Raw genomic sequence first — 14,755 nt, forward strand, 5'->3', positions numbered from 1 at the left:
AAATTATATCCCAATCTCCCCCTTGGTGATGTATACGCAACCTGCCTCAGTAAAAATCCTGCATATTGCTTATCTCCCATACAGGAGATGGATAAGTATAAAAAGCGGACAGCTCATTTCTGGCCTGCAAGATTTTACCCTTCAGTAAAATGTTGAGTCAGAAATGAGCTGTCCGCTTTTTATTGATAGATCTCTTACAACTCACTATAAGCAACACGCACATTTTCTCTGAGGTTATAATGCGAGGCCATAACCTCTCCATAAGCCCCGGTGCTCCGTATCCCAATGAGGTCCCCCCTGCTTGTCTCCTGCATCTCCACTTCTTTCCCAAAACAATCCGTACTCTCACATATAGGTCCTACCACATCATACTTAGCTGCAATCCCTTTTTCCCTTTTACTCAGATTCTCTATCTGGTGATACGCCTGATATAATGCAGGACGCATCAGTTCCGTCATACCCGCATCAAGGATAATAAAATTTTTCTTCTTGCCATTTTTTACATAAAGCACTTTACTGATCAGCGATGAAGACTGTCCTACCAATGCTCTGCCCAGTTCAAAATGTACTTCCTGATTAGACCTTACCTCAAGAAAATCATTAAAAATCTTAAAATAAGCCTCGAAGTCAGGAATCTGTGCTTCAGGCTGATGGTAATTGATTCCCAATCCACCACCAACATTTAAGATCCTTACGATGAATCCGCGTTCTTCAAACCATTGTGCAAATTCATTTACACGCACACAAAGGTTTTTGTACACATCCAGATTTGTAATTTGAGAGCCGATATGGAAATGTATCCCAACGAATTCCAACTGTGGACATTGTTTCAACATATCCGCACAAGCAGGCAGGTCCCAGGAGTTGATCCCGAACTTATTCTCATCCAGACCAGTTGTGATATTATGATGCGTATGTGCATCCACATTTGGATTGATGCGGATCGCTACTTTTGCTGTTTTATTCTTTTTTGCTGCGAGCTCATTGATTACTTCCAGCTCCTGAATAGATTCCACATTGAAACAGAAGATATCCTGATCCAGCGATTCATTAATCTCCCTGTCTGACTTCCCCACACCAGCGAATACGATCTGCGCATTAGAAAAACCTACTTCCACTGCTTTTTTCACTTCGTTCCCACTTACACAGTCGGCCCCAAAACCAGTTTCCTTAATCTTTTGTAACAGCACCTCATTAAAATTCGCTTTCATTGCATAATGCACATGAAAACCATACGCTTTAGCTGCGCTTGCACAGGCACCCAGGGTATCCTGTAATAAACTGAGGTCATAATAATAGAAAGGTGTTTCTAAATTTGCAAATTGCGCTATATCTTTGTTAGAAAACATAATGTTTAAATATCTTATTGTATTTTGTTTAGTTGGAATGGTCCTCATTTACATGGGTAACTACTTTGATCTCCAGCGTCAGAAAATCAGCAGAAAAGAATACGAAAGAAGAATCAGGTTCTTCATCGTACTCTTATTTATCATTATAGCTATCCTCACCTATCTTAAAAAAAGATAAGCACCTTATATTTATTCAAAAATTCGGTTGTGTAAACTTTTCAGACTTTCCGTTTTATCCTCTTTATGTACTAATAAAGAGATATTATAGTTACTGCCACCGTAAGAAATCATACGGATGGGAATATGTTTCATGGCATCCAGCACACGTGCAGCAAAACCATGTTTCTCTGCACCAAAATCACCCACCACACAGATGATCGACATATCCTTGTCCAGTTCTACAGAACCGAAAGCATGCAGCTCTTCTACAATCTGGTCCAGGTTATCAGTGAAATCAATCGTTAAGGATACCGCAACTTCAGAAGTGGTGATCATATCAATCGGCGTTTTATAGCGCTCAAAGATTTCGAAGATCCTCCTTAAGAAACCGTAGGCCAGTAACATTCTGCTCGACTGTATCTTGATTGCTGTGATGCCATCTTTGGCAGCGATGGATTTAATCTTGCCCTTTTCGCTTTCGCTTGAGATTAAGGTACCCATTGCAGCAGGCTCCATGGTGTTCAATAACCTTACGGGAATCTTATACTTCTGTGCAGGGAATACCGATTGCGGATGCAGGATTTTAGCCCCGAAATAAGCAAGCTCTGCCGCTTCGTCAAAAGATAAGTGAGAAATTGGTTTCGTGTTTTTTACGATTCTCGGGTCATTATTATGCATGCCGTCAATATCCGTCCAGATCTGCACTTCTTCTGCAAGAATAGCAGCACCGATCAGGGAAGCGGTATAATCACTTCCTCCGCGTCTCAGGTTATCTACTTCACCAAAGCTGTTTCGGCAGATAAATCCCTGCGTTATAAACAGTTTATTATCCGGGTGCTGATCCAGTAAAGGCTGCAGATGTGCTGTAGAATATGGAATATCAGGCTCATTGTCTTCATCTGTCTTCATGAAGTCAAGTGCTGGCAGCAATACCGAAGGCACACCAATAGATTTCAGATAGATATGGTACAAGGTAGTCGACAACAATTCGCCCTGCGCAAGTACTACTTTCTCCTCTATCAGCGTAAAAATATCATTCGCCAGTGAAGCTAAAAACCCGAAATGGTAATCCACCACCTCCTGTCCCTGCTCACGGAATTCCGCTGCAGGTAAAAGCTCAGCAACAAAATCATTATATTTTTGGTTCAGGGCGTTAATCAAAGTTAACGCCCCCTGTTTATCTTCCTTTAAAAGTTTGCCCGAAATTTCTACTAAACTATTTGTTGTACCAGACACGGCTGATAAAACTACAATTTGTGCTTCTGCTGGATTAATGATATCCAGCAATTTGGTCATCCGCTCAGGGCTTCCGACAGAAGTTCCGCCAAACTTTAATATCTTCATTTTTCTTTATTGGTTTTAGTTGTTCTTGTTTACGCGCTATACGTGTTTCCCTGTCAGGTAACAATTAATTATTAACAGGTATTTTTAATTCAATTTATTTGGTATATAATTGTATTGGGGCGTGAAATTAAATAAAACAGTCCTAATAATTACGATATCAGCAAAATAAAATTCGGGAATCTCCGCTTATTTATTTTAATAGGCCAAACATGACCCTTCATATTTTGTTTATCAATTAGAAAATATCAAATACTTATATAGAAAACATGCAATTAGAAGCATCTACACTAAACACCATTAACGAGTGGCTTAACGGCAATTACGATGAGCAAACCAAACAGGAAATTCAGCAACTATTAGATAAAGAAGCTTTTACTGAGCTGACTGACTCTTTTTACAGGAGCCTGGAATTCGGTACGGGCGGATTGCGCGGGATTATGGGTGCAGGATCCAACAGGATCAATAAATATACAATTGGTACGGCTACCCAGGGTTTAAGTAATTATCTGCTGAATAAGTATCCGGGAGAAAAGATCAAGGTAGCCATTGCGCACGACAGCAGAAATAACTCTGACGTGTTTTCTAAAATTACTGCTGACGTATTTTCGGCTAACGGCATTCATGTTTACTTCTTTAAAGCATTGCGCCCTACACCGGAACTTTCTTTTGCGGTAAGACATTTAGGCTGCCGTAGCGGAGTGATGCTGACTGCTTCTCATAACCCGAAAGAATACAACGGCTATAAAGCTTATGGTGCGGATGGCGGGCAGTTTACTGCTCCGGATGATCAGATGGTGATGGATGAAGTGGCTAAAATAAAAAGCATTGACGAGGTTAAGTTTGACCGCATAGATAGTAATGTTGAAATTATCGGTGAAGAAATCGACCAGTTATATTTAGATAAGATCACTGAGCTCTCTGTTTCTCCTGAAGCGATCAAAAGGCAGAAAGATTTAAAAATCGTTTACTCTCCTATCCACGGAACAGGAATTACATTAGTGCCACAGGCATTAGCGCAGTTTGGTTTTGAGAACCTGACGCTGGTTGAAGAGCAGAGTACACCAGATGGCAACTTCCCGACGGTAGTCTATCCTAATCCTGAGGAAAAAGAAGCGCTGACACTGGCACTGGCTAAGGCAAAAGAAATTGATGCCGACCTGGTAATGGCGACGGATCCGGATGCTGACAGGGTGGGTATTGCGGTTAAAAATACAGATGGTGAATTTGTATTGCTGAATGGTAATCAGACAGGAAGTTTACTGATCAATTACCTGCTTACTGCATGGGAAGAAAAAGGTAAACTGGACGGCGACCAGTACATTGTGAAAACAATTGTAACTTCTAACCTGATCGAAGCTATTGCTGACAAGAAAAAAGTAAAATACTACAATACCTTAACAGGTTTCAAATTCATCGGACAATTGATTACCAGCCTGCAAGGCAAGAAAACATTTATTGGTGGTGGTGAGGAAAGTTATGGTTACCTGATCGGTGAACTGGTGAGGGATAAAGATGCAATTATTTCATGTGCATTTATCGCTGAAATGACGGCTTTCTACAAAGATAAAGGCACGAGTTTATATGAGGCCTTACTGGACATGTATGTAGAGTACGGTTTATATAAAGAAGAACTGGTTTCCCTGACTAAAAAGGGAAAAACAGGTGCTGAAGAAATCAAGGCCATGATGGAGAAATTCAGAAGTAATCCTCCTTTGACACTGGGCGGCTCTAAAGTAAAAACGTTGAAAGATTATGAATTGGGGGTAGAAACAGATCTGCTTTCCAAAGAGAAAACACAACTGGACTTCCCTAAATCTGACGTACTGCAGTTCATTACTGAAGATGGAAGTATTATCTCTGCAAGACCATCGGGTACAGAGCCTAAAATCAAGTTCTATTGCAGTGTAAATGCTCCTCTGGCTGACAAAGCCGCATTCAAGGAAGCTGACCTCGCTTTAGGAAATAAAATAAAATCATTAATGGAAGATCTGCAGGCATAGGTTATCCCCATTAACGTAAAAAGGAGCTGCCCATTCCGGACAGCTCCTTTTTTATGAGGTAAAATCAGCTTAACGCTCTATGAAACTTGCATCTAGGATCACATTACTCTTTTCTTCTTTCTCGCCAAAGGTGTTTACCTTAACCATCTCTTTGAGAATCAAGTCAATCACATTGTCTGCAATTCGTTCGATAGGTTGATCAACAACGCTGATTGGTGGACAGTGCAGTTCAAATATATCATGATCATCGTAAGCAACTACCTGGAAATTCTCATCAATCTTTTTATCCATATCCCTGAAACAGAATAATCCTCTTACGGCCAGGTAATTCGTGGAGAACAATACGGCCTCGATATCCGGATTATCTGTAAAAAACCGAATCAGTTCTGTAGTAGTTTCCGCGGCCGAATTGGTAAATGGAATCTGAATGCACAATTTTTTAATCGGCTTTAGCTTATGCAGTTTTAATGCGTCTTCATATCCGCGCTGACGGTCTTTGATTTGCTGCACTTCAATATCCACAGTTACAAAAGCAATTTTTTTCTTGCCTTTATTGATGAGGAATTCGGTGGCGGCAAATGTGCCTCCTTTATTATCTACCAGTACACAATTGACATCAAGATCCGGAAGGTTACGGTCAAACAAGACTACAGGGATATTATCGCTGATCAGCTCTTTTATGTCCTCTTCCATCCCCAGCATAGGTGCAATGATATAACCATCAACCTGTCTCGATTTAAACATGCGAAAAAGTCCCTTAGCTTTATCTATATCATTTTCTGTACTGGAATAGATGATCTTATATCCATGTTTATAGGCCTTATCTTCAATCAGGCGGGCTATTGACGCAAAAAAGGGGTTGGAGATATCTTCAACAATCAAACCGATAGTTTTAGAGTTTCCTGTTCGTAAACTCCGCGCTACCTGGTTAGGTCTGAATCCCAGATCCTTGATGATAGTCTGAACTTTAGTGATCATATCCTGGCTGATCCGCATTTTTTCGGCTTTGCCATTCAATATAAAAGATACAGTGGTGATAGATACATTAGCCTTTTTGGCAATGTCCTTTATGGAAAGCGGTTTCATCTGTTTATTTTTTTAATGCCTATTGTTGTTCAAAAGAGGCTAATGAATCGTGTTTATTCTATTGAAAAACACTCAATTACATCGGCTCAATTATTTATTTGGTTATTATACGCTGCCAAGCTAGAGAAATAAAAATTAATAATAAAACAGTCTGCACTGTCTGATGATCAATTTTTTTTTCACATCTGCGTATGGTATGGAATGGGGACTATTCCATAGTTTAAGTATAATGATAAAATTACTTATTTATTGTGTGAAAAGAGCGAATTACATAAAAGAATTCTAACAGAACAGCATCAGGCTTAAACTTAGCGTTCCTGTTTTATTGAATAAATTACCTCAAAATTATATTAACACAGCTGTTTCTACTGGTTTCTAACCATAATAAACCGTAAATTCGCACTATCATCAAATCTGAATATGGCATACATTGATTACTATAAAGTTCTGGGCGTAGATAAAAGCGCATCGCAGGATGATATTAAAAAAGCATATAGAAAGCTTGCACGTAAATATCATCCTGATCTTAATCCTGATGATAAAGAAGCGAATAAACAATTCCAGCAGATTAATGAAGCGAATGAAGCATTAAGTGATCCGGATAAGCGCAAGAAATACGATGAATATGGAGAAAACTGGAAACATGCAGACCAGTTTCAGCAGTCGGGCCAATCGAGAAACCCTTTTGGTGGCGGCCGTAGCAGTTATGGTGGCGGTGGTTCTGAAGGTTTTGGCGGTGGTTTTGGAGGGGGCGACTTCTCTGATTTCTTTGAATCGATGTTCGGCGGCGGTGGCGGAAGTCGTTCCCGGAATAATGCCCGGTTCAAAGGTCAGGATCTGCAGGCAGAACTGAAAATATCTTTAAGGGAAGCAGCGCAAACACATAAACCTACGGTTACCGTTAATGGTAAGAGCCTGAGAATATCTATCCCTGGCGGCATTGCTAACGGACAGGTGATCAAACTGAAGGGACAAGGTGGTGCGGGTACCAATGGCGGACCTGCGGGCGACCTGCTGATTACTATTACTGTGCTGGAAGATCCGATTTTTAAAAGGTTGAATGACGACCTGTACCTCAATAAGGAGATTGACTTGTACACGGCCATTCTGGGCGGGGAAGTTACCGTAGATACGCTGGATGGAAAAGTAAAATTAAAAGTACCGGCAGGAACACAAAACGGCACCAGGATACGTTTGAAAAGCAAAGGATTCCCTGTATACAAAAAAGAGGGAGAAGCGGGAAACCTTTTTGTGACTTATACCATAAAAATACCTACCAGCTTAACTGAACAAGAGACTAAGTTATTTACTGAATTGAGAGAAATGGCGGGGTAATAATCTAATTTCATCATCCATGAAAACAGAATTAATCACTATAACCGAATATTGTAACAGCTGTGCAATTGATCCTTCTTTTATAGGTCGGCTGGAGGAATCCGGACTCATTGCACTGACCGTCATTGGCAACGACAAGTTCATCCACGAGGAACAATTAATGGAAATGGAACGTTATATCCATTTCCATTATGATATGGATATTAATGTGGAAGGAATTGATGCGATTATGCATCTGCTACAAAAAGTAAGGTCCATGCAGCAGGAAATCCTTGAACTGCGCAATCAGGTCCACCTGCACAAACCACCCCACGATTAATATGCTGCTGCCTGGTGATTTAATTGTTATAGATTTCAGGATTGACGATGTGAGGTAATTTTTCACCCTTTAAAGCGGCAATGATATTCTCCGCGGCAAGACAGGCCATCGCATTTCTTGTACCTTCAGTAGCAGATCCTATATGGGGAAGCACGCTTACGTTAGGCATTTTAAGCAATGGGTTCGCGGGTGACATCGGTTCCGGATGAGTCACATCCAGTCCGGCTCCCCAGATCATCTTCTCCTGCAGCGCCTTAGTAAGGTCTGTTTCATTATGGATTGATCCCCTGGCTGTATTGACAAAAATTGCACCCGGCTTCATCTGCTTGAATGCCGCCATATTGAATTTACCTTCTGTTTCCGGCGTCAATGCAGTGTGCACACTGATCACATCGCTCTGTTTTAACAGCTCTTCGAAGGAGACATAAGTAGCATTCAGTTCCTTTTCCGCCTGCTCATTTCTACTCCTGTTATGATAGATGATTTTCATATCATAAGCCGCAGCACTGCGTTTGGCCATCTCTATACCAATTTTACCCAGGCCGAAGATGCCCAGAGTACATCCTCTCAGTTCCCGGCCTAAATTAGCTGTAGGCTCAAAAAATCCCCATTCACCATTTAGGATCTGCTGGTGCATATAAAATGCGTTGCGTGAAGTAGCCAGCATCAATAAAAAGGCGGTATCCGCGGTTGCCTCACTCAAGACGCCCGGCGTATTGCCAATAGGAATATGGAGACTTGTTGCAGTTTCTATATCTACGTTATCATAACCGACAGAGTGTAATGCAATTACTTTAAGGTGTTTGCTGGCTGTTAAAAATTCAGCATTCAACTGCTGACCAGCAGATAATAAAGCATCTGCATCACGGCAATTTTCAATCAGTTCTTCCTGTGTCAGCTTCCTTTTCTCTTCCCATTGTTTAACTTCCAGTCCTGCTGCCTGAAGCAGTTTTAAACCGGCTTCGGGAAGGACCCTGGTTACAAATACTTTCATCATGTGTGTTCTTATCAGTTTAACCTCGTACAAAACTAAAAAAGCTGCCCGTATGGACAGCCTCTTTATAGCATTATATCAATTTATGTTTTTGATATGATAGCTATTATTTTTTTACTGCTTCGTTGTATCTTCTTTCCACTTCAGGCCAGTTCACTACCGTCCACCATGCAGTAATATAATCAGGACGTTTGTTCTGATATTTCAGATAATACGCATGTTCCCATACATCCAGTGCCAAAATAGGTGCACCTTTCTGAGCAACAACATCCATTAAAGGATTATCCTGATTTGCTGTAGTGGTTATTTTAAGTTTACCGTTCTGTACGATCAGCCATGCCCAGCCCGAACCAAAACGTTTGGCTGCACTGTCTGCGAAGGTAGTTTTAAACTTTTCCATAGAACCGAAAGTAGCTGTGATTTCCTTCAGAAAAGCCGCAGATGCCGGTTTTGGTTTCGGTGCCATCAGTTGCCAGAACAGGCTATGATTAAAATGTCCGCCCGCATTGTTGCGAATTACCGCCGGATATGCAGAAACACCAGTAAGCAACTCTGCCAGTGTTTTACCTTCAGCAGCATTGCCTTTTACAGCAGCATTGAGATTGGTCACATAGGCCTGATGATGTTTGGTATAATGAATTTCCATCGTTTCTTTATCTATAGCCGGCTCAAGTGCATTATATGCATAAGGTAAGGGAGCAAGTTTAAACTGGGCGTTAACCATTTGTGTACCTGTCAACAAGAGTATTACGGGTAATATACTTTTAAATAGTTTCATAGTCATTACTTATTGTGTTGTGTATTTAAAACGATTGTAAACAATATTTGTTTTATTTCATCCGTATAAACAGCACTAATCCCGTCAGGCTAACCACCAGCACACCGAAAGCTGCCATTGCCGTAAAAAAGTCACGGAAGTTTTTACCGGCAAAATCTACCAGCAGAAATTTGTGGAATACGGCAAAGCTTAGCCCTTCCCTCCTGTCTCCATCCTGTATTTTAGCCGCCATCATACCCGTTGCCGGTTCCAGATAATAAGTAAGGTGTTCCGGCGTACTAAGTGCAATTTTGATGACCGGCAGCCTTTTATTAATGAAGCCGTATTCTGTATCAAATTTGCTCAGATATGCTGAAGAGGAAACGATAAGCGGTGCTGACTGATCCGCCTGCGCATTGGCCATCATCTCACAACACGCTGCATCACCATCCGCGGCACTTTGCGCTACGAAATGTTTCACCAGACTGTAACTATGTTCCATTGCACCATCCTGCAGCAGTTTGCCGGTTGCTGCATCATAATAGTCCAGCTCCGGCTTCAGCTGTTTATCTTTTCCTTTGAACATCGTTTCCGCCTGAGCTACCTGCTGCTTCTTCCAGCTATCATTCTCCTTTTTGAGCATATAAACCTGGTAATAAGTATGATCATTAAAACGCGTTAGAGAAAAGTTACTCACCTCTGCCCAATTTAGCGGAAGCAGATGGGGTGCTATGCGTAAATCTTTTACCTTGATCTCAGGTTCAAAAATATAGTTAATCCTGTCATCTGGTTTGAACTTCCGTGTTGCGTGATAAGCACCAGACCCCATAAATGTGAAAGTAACCAATGCAGTAGCGATACCAATACTCCTGTGATTTCTGCGCAAAAAGCTGAGTCGCTGGCCCGCCACAGGTTTTTTGAATTTTTTCCATAAAAAGCCATAAATCACTATTCCGCTCAGTGTGGAAAAGATAACGATTGAAGAAAAGATCAGGATAACGATATATCTAAAGGTGTTATTCGTGATTTTTGCCAGGAATTCATAACTATGTAAATTACTGAAAACCCAGAGAAAAACTTTTCTGCTCGTATCATTATAATTTGCCAGTCGGCTATGTCCGGTCTCCACATACATATCCATCCCATCTTTCCTGTCTAAACTTACCTTCCATACCGGCAGGTAACGGTTTACATATTTGTATTCATCCGTAAAAGAAGAAATTTGAGCTACTGAAGTCACCTTCGAGGTACTGTCGCCCAGAAAATAACGCGCCAGCCAGACTGCATACAAACGTTCACCATCCGGCAGTACCTTACCATCAGTGGCAGAAAAGTAAGTCAATTCATTTTTACGGTTTTTGACCTGATAATACGTTTTGCCATTAAAACTGATCAGCCTGAAGTTTTTCAGTGAATAAATACCGTTTTTGCTGAGTACCTCGTTCAATGACAGTTTAATCTCTTCTACTTTTAGAGGAGCCGGCTTGCTGTATTCATGCGCAATAGTCAGTTTAAACCAATGCGCAATGATAGGGTGACTTAATCCGGAGCAGGTCCACAAGATCACAGGAATCACTGTTAAGATTCCCAGTATCCGGTGCCATTTATACATATTGCGCTTCACGATTTGCGTAATGCCTTTTTTCTGACTTACGCTCTTTGTTTTCTCCTCCATGTTATTTCCTGTATTCGGCAAGTAAAACATCCATATCATTCATCAGCTGTTGCACCTGCTCATCTTCTGTGCCATCATAAGCTCCTCTGATACGTTTATCTTTATCAACCAGAACTAAGTAACCCTGATGAACAAAACCTCCGGCAGCTTTGCCGTCTTCCCCTACAGACACCAGGTAGTTCCGCTCTGCAATGGCATAAACAGCATCCCTTGTTCCCCATAGGAATTCCCATTGCGTTCCTTTGATCCCAAGTTTAGTGGCATAGGCTTTCATTCTCGAAGGCGTATCGTATTTCATATCAATCGTATGCGAAGCAAATTTCACTTCCGGGTTATTCAGGTACTTACTATAAACCTTGAGCAGGTTCCTGTGCATAGTCGGGCAGATGGTTGGACAGGATGTAAAGAAAAAATCAGCCACATAGATTTTACCATTAAAATCCTTTTCCGTTACCGGCAAACTGTCCTGGTTTAGAAAACGAAATGCGGGAATTGTCCGGTAAGTGGTATCTGTACCGGTAATTTCCTGCTGTAAATACGGGAGACGTTTAGCCTGATTTGTACAGGCTGTCCACCCTGTTGCTCCGGCGAGGAGCAGCAGGGAATAAATGATAATCTTGCGCATTATCTCTTGAATTTTAAAAGGTAACCGGTAGACGATTTTATTTCCTGTTTATACAGGCTGTCAATCTTACCTATCTTGATCCGTTCTGCTTTAAAGTATTCTACAGCCTGCTCATTGGATTTGCCCGTAATATCAGGTTCAAAAGCATGCATCCAGTCGTTCATCAGCTCTTCGGCTTTATTCAGCCTTCCTGCCATGCTCCGCATCACCTCTTTTTCTTTAGCAGTATCCAGTTCTTTAAAGGTGGTCTTTAAAGCGGGCAGGTTTTTCATCAATGAATCGATCTTCATACCGTTATTCACGAGTATGCTGTTATCTTCCATGAGGATATCATGGAATTTCATTACTTCTTCTCTTTCGGTTTTATAATTTGCGTGTTGCGTGCAGGAACTGCTTAGGCCGGCACACAGGAGGGCGACTACTAAATATTTCATATAAATGCGGACAGACATAAAAGCACAAACAGCCTTTATGTGGTGATAACAATAAAAATTAATAAGGAAATAGCTGCTGCCGTAGATCACAGCAGCGGCAAATACAGGTTAGCAGAATCGCGGAGGATGGAAAATGCTGTTCACTATTGACAGAGGCATTCCCGTTGAAACCGGTATATGCAATCGTATCTCTGTGAAATTGTATTGCTGAAACAGTAAAGGAGTGTAATACACAGGCTCCTGTAATTGTATTTTTTGCAGCTGACGCTCTTGTTTCTGCTCTTTTTCTTCTGCCTGCTTCAGTTTCTTCATCAGGTAGCACTTGCCGTTACAGTGCAGCTGCGGTTTATCTTTATTGACGCATAATTCTGCCGCAATATAGTTCTGGTTCAGCTCAAATCCTGCCATCACAAAAAGTGGCGACAAGTTCATGGAAACTGAACTGACTAAAAGCAATATGGCTATTAAGCGTCCAAACATGTTAACTTCTTAGTTTACCCCACTTTAAATAGGTGGCACCCCAGGAAAATCCTGCACCAAAGGCTGTTAACAACAGATTATCATTTTCTTTAAAGTCGTTTTTGAATTCCCACATGCACAATGGAATTGTTGCAGCTGTTGTATTACCGTAGCGCTGGATGTTTACTTTAACCTGGTCCATCGTAAGTCCTAGTTTTTCGCCTACCGAGTGAATAATCCTCAGGTTTGCCTGATGCGGAATTAACCAGTTAATGTCTTTAGTCGACAGTTCATTACGCTCCATCACTTCCGTACAACTCTGGGTCATGCCCTCAATTGCTGCTTTGAATACAATTCTGCCGTTCTGAGAGATATAGTTCAGCTTTTTATCCAGCGTATCCGCTGAAGATGGGTTTAGTGAACCACCAGCCGTTACGATCAGGTGCTCTTTACCTGCACCATCAGTTCTGAAGATATTATCTACTACACCAACTTCGGCCTCGGTTTGCTCCAGTAATACTGCACCTGCGCCATCACCAAAGAGTATGCAGGTATTTCTGTCTGTATAATTAACGATAGAGCTGTTTGCATCAGCCCCGATAACAATTACATTTTTATACCTGTTGCTTTCAATTAAACTTGCACCAAGTGTTAAAGCATAAAGAAAACCACTGCAGGCAGCATTACTGTCTACTCCCCATGCGTTTTTCAGTCCGGCTTTTTCACATACTATACTTGCTGTTGAAACCATGATGTAATCCGGTGTTGCAGTGGCTACGATTACACATTCAATTTCATCAGGATCAATATTACTGTCTTCAAGAAGTCTTTTTACAGCCATAGTGGCCAAATCGGAAGTCGCGAGTGAGTCATCATTTAATATCCTTCTCTCCTCAATTCCCGTTCTGGAAATAATCCATTCATTGTTGGTATCCACCATTTTTTCCAGATCGTGGTTAGATAAAACCGTATCTGGAACGTACCCGCCTAAAGCTGTGATGGCAGCATTATATCTTTTTCTCATTAAGTATTAAAAATCTTGGCCGCAAAACTAAGAAATATTTACAGCTACGTTACACTTTATTTTTATAGTACTGTACCTTTGCACCACAATTCAATCAACTATGAAACATTTGTATTCGGCCGCATGCGCACTATTGGTATCGTCTGCCCTGTTCCTTACCTCTTGTAAAGAAGACAAAAAATTACCTGTTTATGGCTTAAGGGAGACTAAAACGATTAAAAATGCTGATGGTTCTGCCGGTGTTGATACAATTTATCAGACTATACCAGCTTTTAAGTTACTGAACCAGGATAGTGTTTATATTACTAACGATCAATTCAAGGGTAAAATATATATTGCAGATTTCTTTTTCACTTCCTGCACCAGCATCTGCCCTATTATGCATAGAAACCTGAAAACGATATACGATAAGTTTCAGGACAATCCGGATGTCCTATTTTTATCGCATACTATAGACTTTAAATATGACACTCCTTCTGTGCTTAAAAAGTACGCTAAGAAGCTAGGTGTAGACGGGCCGAAATGGCAATTTGTATATGGGCCCAAAGATACAATATATACATTAGCAGAAAAAAGCTATCTGGTAGCGGTAATGCAGGACAGCACGAACAGGGATGGTTATGTACATCAGGGTTTCCTGGTATTGATTGATAAGGACAAGAAAATCCGTGGCGCATATGATGGCACCAATCCGGAGCAGGTAGCCCAACTGATGAAAGATATTCCTATTTTACTTGCAGAGGATCACAAAGCCGATAAGAAATAGAACATGCGAAAATCGATTATTATCCTATTCTTTCTGTCAACATTAACCGGCATATTCTACTCCTGCCAAACTGCAGAGCGCATTCAGCAGGATGCCTACTATGTAAACGGCAGGGACTTATATATTAAACACTGCCAGAACTGCCACGGCGCAAATGGCGAAGGTCTGGGAGAGCTGGCTCCTCCTTTAACGGACACAGTTTACTTAAAACAGAACAAAGCTCAACTGGCCTGTTTTATCAAGAATGGACTGTCTGCTCCTGTAACGGTGCATGGCAAAGTCTATGAAGGTAAGATGCCGGATCTGAATATGGCGGATATTGACCTGGCACAGGTAATTGTATATATCACCAACAGTTTCGGCAATAAACAGGGTATGTACAGCACCGAACAGATCGCAGCCGATCTGAAAAAGTGTAAATAGCAATTT

16 protein-coding genes are annotated in these 14,755 nt (G+C 41.2%); 6 read left to right on the forward strand and 10 right to left on the reverse strand.

The window, feature by feature from the left end; all coding sequences use genetic code 11:
* Nucleotides 1-194 precede the first annotated feature (194 nt).
* Nucleotides 195-1,349, reverse strand: coding sequence for a diaminopimelate decarboxylase (gene lysA, locus OQX62_RS10350; RefSeq protein ID WP_265831427.1), 1,155 nt, complete (start codon nt 1,347-1,349; stop codon nt 195-197).
* A 37-nt stretch (nt 1,350-1,386) separates the two neighbouring features.
* Here lysA and OQX62_RS10355 point away from each other — a divergent pair, with 37 nt between their 5' ends.
* Complete coding sequence (locus OQX62_RS10355) at nt 1,387-1,527, forward strand: hypothetical protein (RefSeq protein ID WP_265831428.1); 141 nt, start codon at nt 1,387-1,389, stop codon at nt 1,525-1,527.
* Between the two features lie 11 nt (nt 1,528-1,538).
* Here the strand turns inward: OQX62_RS10355 and OQX62_RS10360 are convergent, their stop codons facing one another.
* Complete coding sequence (locus OQX62_RS10360; protein ID WP_265831429.1) at nt 1,539-2,852, reverse strand: aspartate kinase; 1,314 nt, start codon at nt 2,850-2,852, stop codon at nt 1,539-1,541.
* Nucleotides 2,853-3,118: 266 nt separating this feature from the next.
* On the opposite strand from OQX62_RS10360, the gene OQX62_RS10365 reads away from it, so the two are divergent.
* Nucleotides 3,119-4,852, forward strand: a complete 1,734-nt coding sequence (locus OQX62_RS10365; protein ID WP_265831431.1) for a phospho-sugar mutase — start codon at nt 3,119-3,121, stop codon at nt 4,850-4,852.
* A 69-nt stretch (nt 4,853-4,921) separates the two neighbouring features.
* Here the strand turns inward: OQX62_RS10365 and OQX62_RS10370 are convergent, their stop codons facing one another.
* Complete coding sequence (locus OQX62_RS10370; protein ID WP_265831432.1) at nt 4,922-5,938, reverse strand: LacI family DNA-binding transcriptional regulator; 1,017 nt, start codon at nt 5,936-5,938, stop codon at nt 4,922-4,924.
* Between the two features lie 420 nt (nt 5,939-6,358).
* Between OQX62_RS10370 and OQX62_RS10375 the strand changes: the two genes are divergently transcribed.
* Nucleotides 6,359-7,273 carry a J domain-containing protein gene (locus tag OQX62_RS10375; protein ID WP_265831433.1) on the forward strand — a complete coding sequence of 305 codons (915 nt, stop codon included), beginning with the start codon at nt 6,359-6,361 and terminating at the stop codon, nt 7,271-7,273.
* Nucleotides 7,274-7,292: 19 nt separating this feature from the next.
* On the forward strand, nt 7,293-7,592 hold the full coding sequence (locus tag OQX62_RS10380) for a chaperone modulator CbpM (RefSeq protein WP_265831434.1): 300 nt from the start codon (nt 7,293-7,295) through the stop codon (nt 7,590-7,592).
* A gap of 19 nt (nt 7,593-7,611) precedes the next feature.
* On the opposite strand, the gene OQX62_RS10385 is transcribed toward OQX62_RS10380, so the two are convergent.
* The 7 genes from OQX62_RS10385 to OQX62_RS10415 form a co-directional block, all read right to left on the reverse strand.
* Nucleotides 7,612-8,589, reverse strand: coding sequence for a D-glycerate dehydrogenase (locus tag OQX62_RS10385; RefSeq protein ID WP_322973731.1), 978 nt, complete (start codon nt 8,587-8,589; stop codon nt 7,612-7,614).
* 103 nt (nt 8,590-8,692) lie between these two features.
* Nucleotides 8,693-9,310 (reverse strand): superoxide dismutase, encoded by a 618-nt coding sequence (locus OQX62_RS10390; RefSeq protein WP_265831620.1) that lies wholly within the window; start codon nt 9,308-9,310, stop codon nt 8,693-8,695.
* A gap of 106 nt (nt 9,311-9,416) precedes the next feature.
* Entirely contained in the window at nt 9,417-11,018 is a 1,602-nt protein-coding gene (locus OQX62_RS10395; RefSeq protein WP_265831435.1) for a PepSY domain-containing protein, read from the reverse strand.
* Nucleotide 11,019: 1 nt separating this feature from the next.
* A complete protein-coding gene (locus OQX62_RS10400) occupies nt 11,020-11,643 on the reverse strand; it encodes an SCO family protein (protein WP_265831436.1) in 624 nt (207 codons plus the stop codon).
* Nucleotides 11,643-12,077 carry a hypothetical protein gene (locus OQX62_RS10405; protein WP_265831437.1) on the reverse strand — a complete coding sequence of 145 codons (435 nt, stop codon included), beginning with the start codon at nt 12,075-12,077 and terminating at the stop codon, nt 11,643-11,645. Before OQX62_RS10405 ends, OQX62_RS10400 begins: the two co-directional genes overlap by 1 nt.
* 108 nt (nt 12,078-12,185) lie before the next feature.
* On the reverse strand, nt 12,186-12,557 hold the full coding sequence (locus tag OQX62_RS10410) for a hypothetical protein (RefSeq protein WP_265831438.1): 372 nt from the start codon (nt 12,555-12,557) through the stop codon (nt 12,186-12,188).
* 1 nt (nt 12,558) lies between these two features.
* Nucleotides 12,559-13,560, reverse strand: a complete 1,002-nt coding sequence (locus tag OQX62_RS10415; protein ID WP_265831440.1) for a beta-ketoacyl-ACP synthase III — start codon at nt 13,558-13,560, stop codon at nt 12,559-12,561.
* A gap of 100 nt (nt 13,561-13,660) precedes the next feature.
* On the opposite strand from OQX62_RS10415, the gene OQX62_RS10420 reads away from it, so the two are divergent.
* Both OQX62_RS10420 and OQX62_RS10425 read left to right on the forward strand, forming a co-directional pair.
* Complete coding sequence (locus OQX62_RS10420) at nt 13,661-14,326, forward strand: SCO family protein (protein ID WP_265831441.1); 666 nt, start codon at nt 13,661-13,663, stop codon at nt 14,324-14,326.
* A 3-nt stretch (nt 14,327-14,329) separates the two neighbouring features.
* Nucleotides 14,330-14,749, forward strand: a complete 420-nt coding sequence (locus OQX62_RS10425) for a c-type cytochrome (protein WP_265831442.1) — start codon at nt 14,330-14,332, stop codon at nt 14,747-14,749.
* Nucleotides 14,750-14,755: the final 6 nt, after the last annotated feature.

It is taken from the genome of Pedobacter sp. MR2016-24, assembly GCF_026239655.1.
GTDB lineage: Bacteria > Bacteroidota > Bacteroidia > Sphingobacteriales > Sphingobacteriaceae > Pedobacter.

Excerpts from the sequence above, each read along its gene's own strand:
- OQX62_RS10420 (WP_265831441.1), top strand. The coding sequence starts at position 13,661 with ATGAAACATTTGTATTCGGCCGCATGCGCACTATTGGTATCGTCTGCC.
- OQX62_RS10390 (WP_265831620.1), bottom strand. The coding sequence starts at position 9,310 with ATGGTTAACGCCCAGTTTAAACTTGCTCCCTTACCTTATGCATATAAT.
- OQX62_RS10395 (WP_265831435.1), bottom strand. The coding sequence starts at position 11,018 with ATGGAGGAGAAAACAAAGAGCGTAAGTCAGAAAAAAGGCATTACGCAA.
- OQX62_RS10425 (WP_265831442.1), top strand. The coding sequence starts at position 14,330 with ATGCGAAAATCGATTATTATCCTATTCTTTCTGTCAACATTAACCGGC.
- OQX62_RS10375 (WP_265831433.1), top strand. The coding sequence starts at position 6,359 with ATGGCATACATTGATTACTATAAAGTTCTGGGCGTAGATAAAAGCGCA.
- OQX62_RS10355 (WP_265831428.1), top strand. The coding sequence starts at position 1,387 with ATGGTCCTCATTTACATGGGTAACTACTTTGATCTCCAGCGTCAGAAA.
- lysA (WP_265831427.1), bottom strand. The coding sequence starts at position 1,349 with ATGTTTTCTAACAAAGATATAGCGCAATTTGCAAATTTAGAAACACCT.
- OQX62_RS10415 (WP_265831440.1), bottom strand. The coding sequence starts at position 13,560 with ATGAGAAAAAGATATAATGCTGCCATCACAGCTTTAGGCGGGTACGTT.
- OQX62_RS10370 (WP_265831432.1), bottom strand. The coding sequence starts at position 5,938 with ATGAAACCGCTTTCCATAAAGGACATTGCCAAAAAGGCTAATGTATCT.
- OQX62_RS10410 (WP_265831438.1), bottom strand. The coding sequence starts at position 12,557 with ATGTTTGGACGCTTAATAGCCATATTGCTTTTAGTCAGTTCAGTTTCC.
- OQX62_RS10365 (WP_265831431.1), top strand. The coding sequence starts at position 3,119 with ATGCAATTAGAAGCATCTACACTAAACACCATTAACGAGTGGCTTAAC.
- OQX62_RS10360 (WP_265831429.1), bottom strand. The coding sequence starts at position 2,852 with ATGAAGATATTAAAGTTTGGCGGAACTTCTGTCGGAAGCCCTGAGCGG.
- OQX62_RS10385 (WP_322973731.1), bottom strand. The coding sequence starts at position 8,589 with ATGATGAAAGTATTTGTAACCAGGGTCCTTCCCGAAGCCGGTTTAAAA.
- OQX62_RS10405 (WP_265831437.1), bottom strand. The coding sequence starts at position 12,077 with ATGAAATATTTAGTAGTCGCCCTCCTGTGTGCCGGCCTAAGCAGTTCC.
- OQX62_RS10380 (WP_265831434.1), top strand. The coding sequence starts at position 7,293 with ATGAAAACAGAATTAATCACTATAACCGAATATTGTAACAGCTGTGCA.
- OQX62_RS10400 (WP_265831436.1), bottom strand. The coding sequence starts at position 11,643 with ATGCGCAAGATTATCATTTATTCCCTGCTGCTCCTCGCCGGAGCAACA.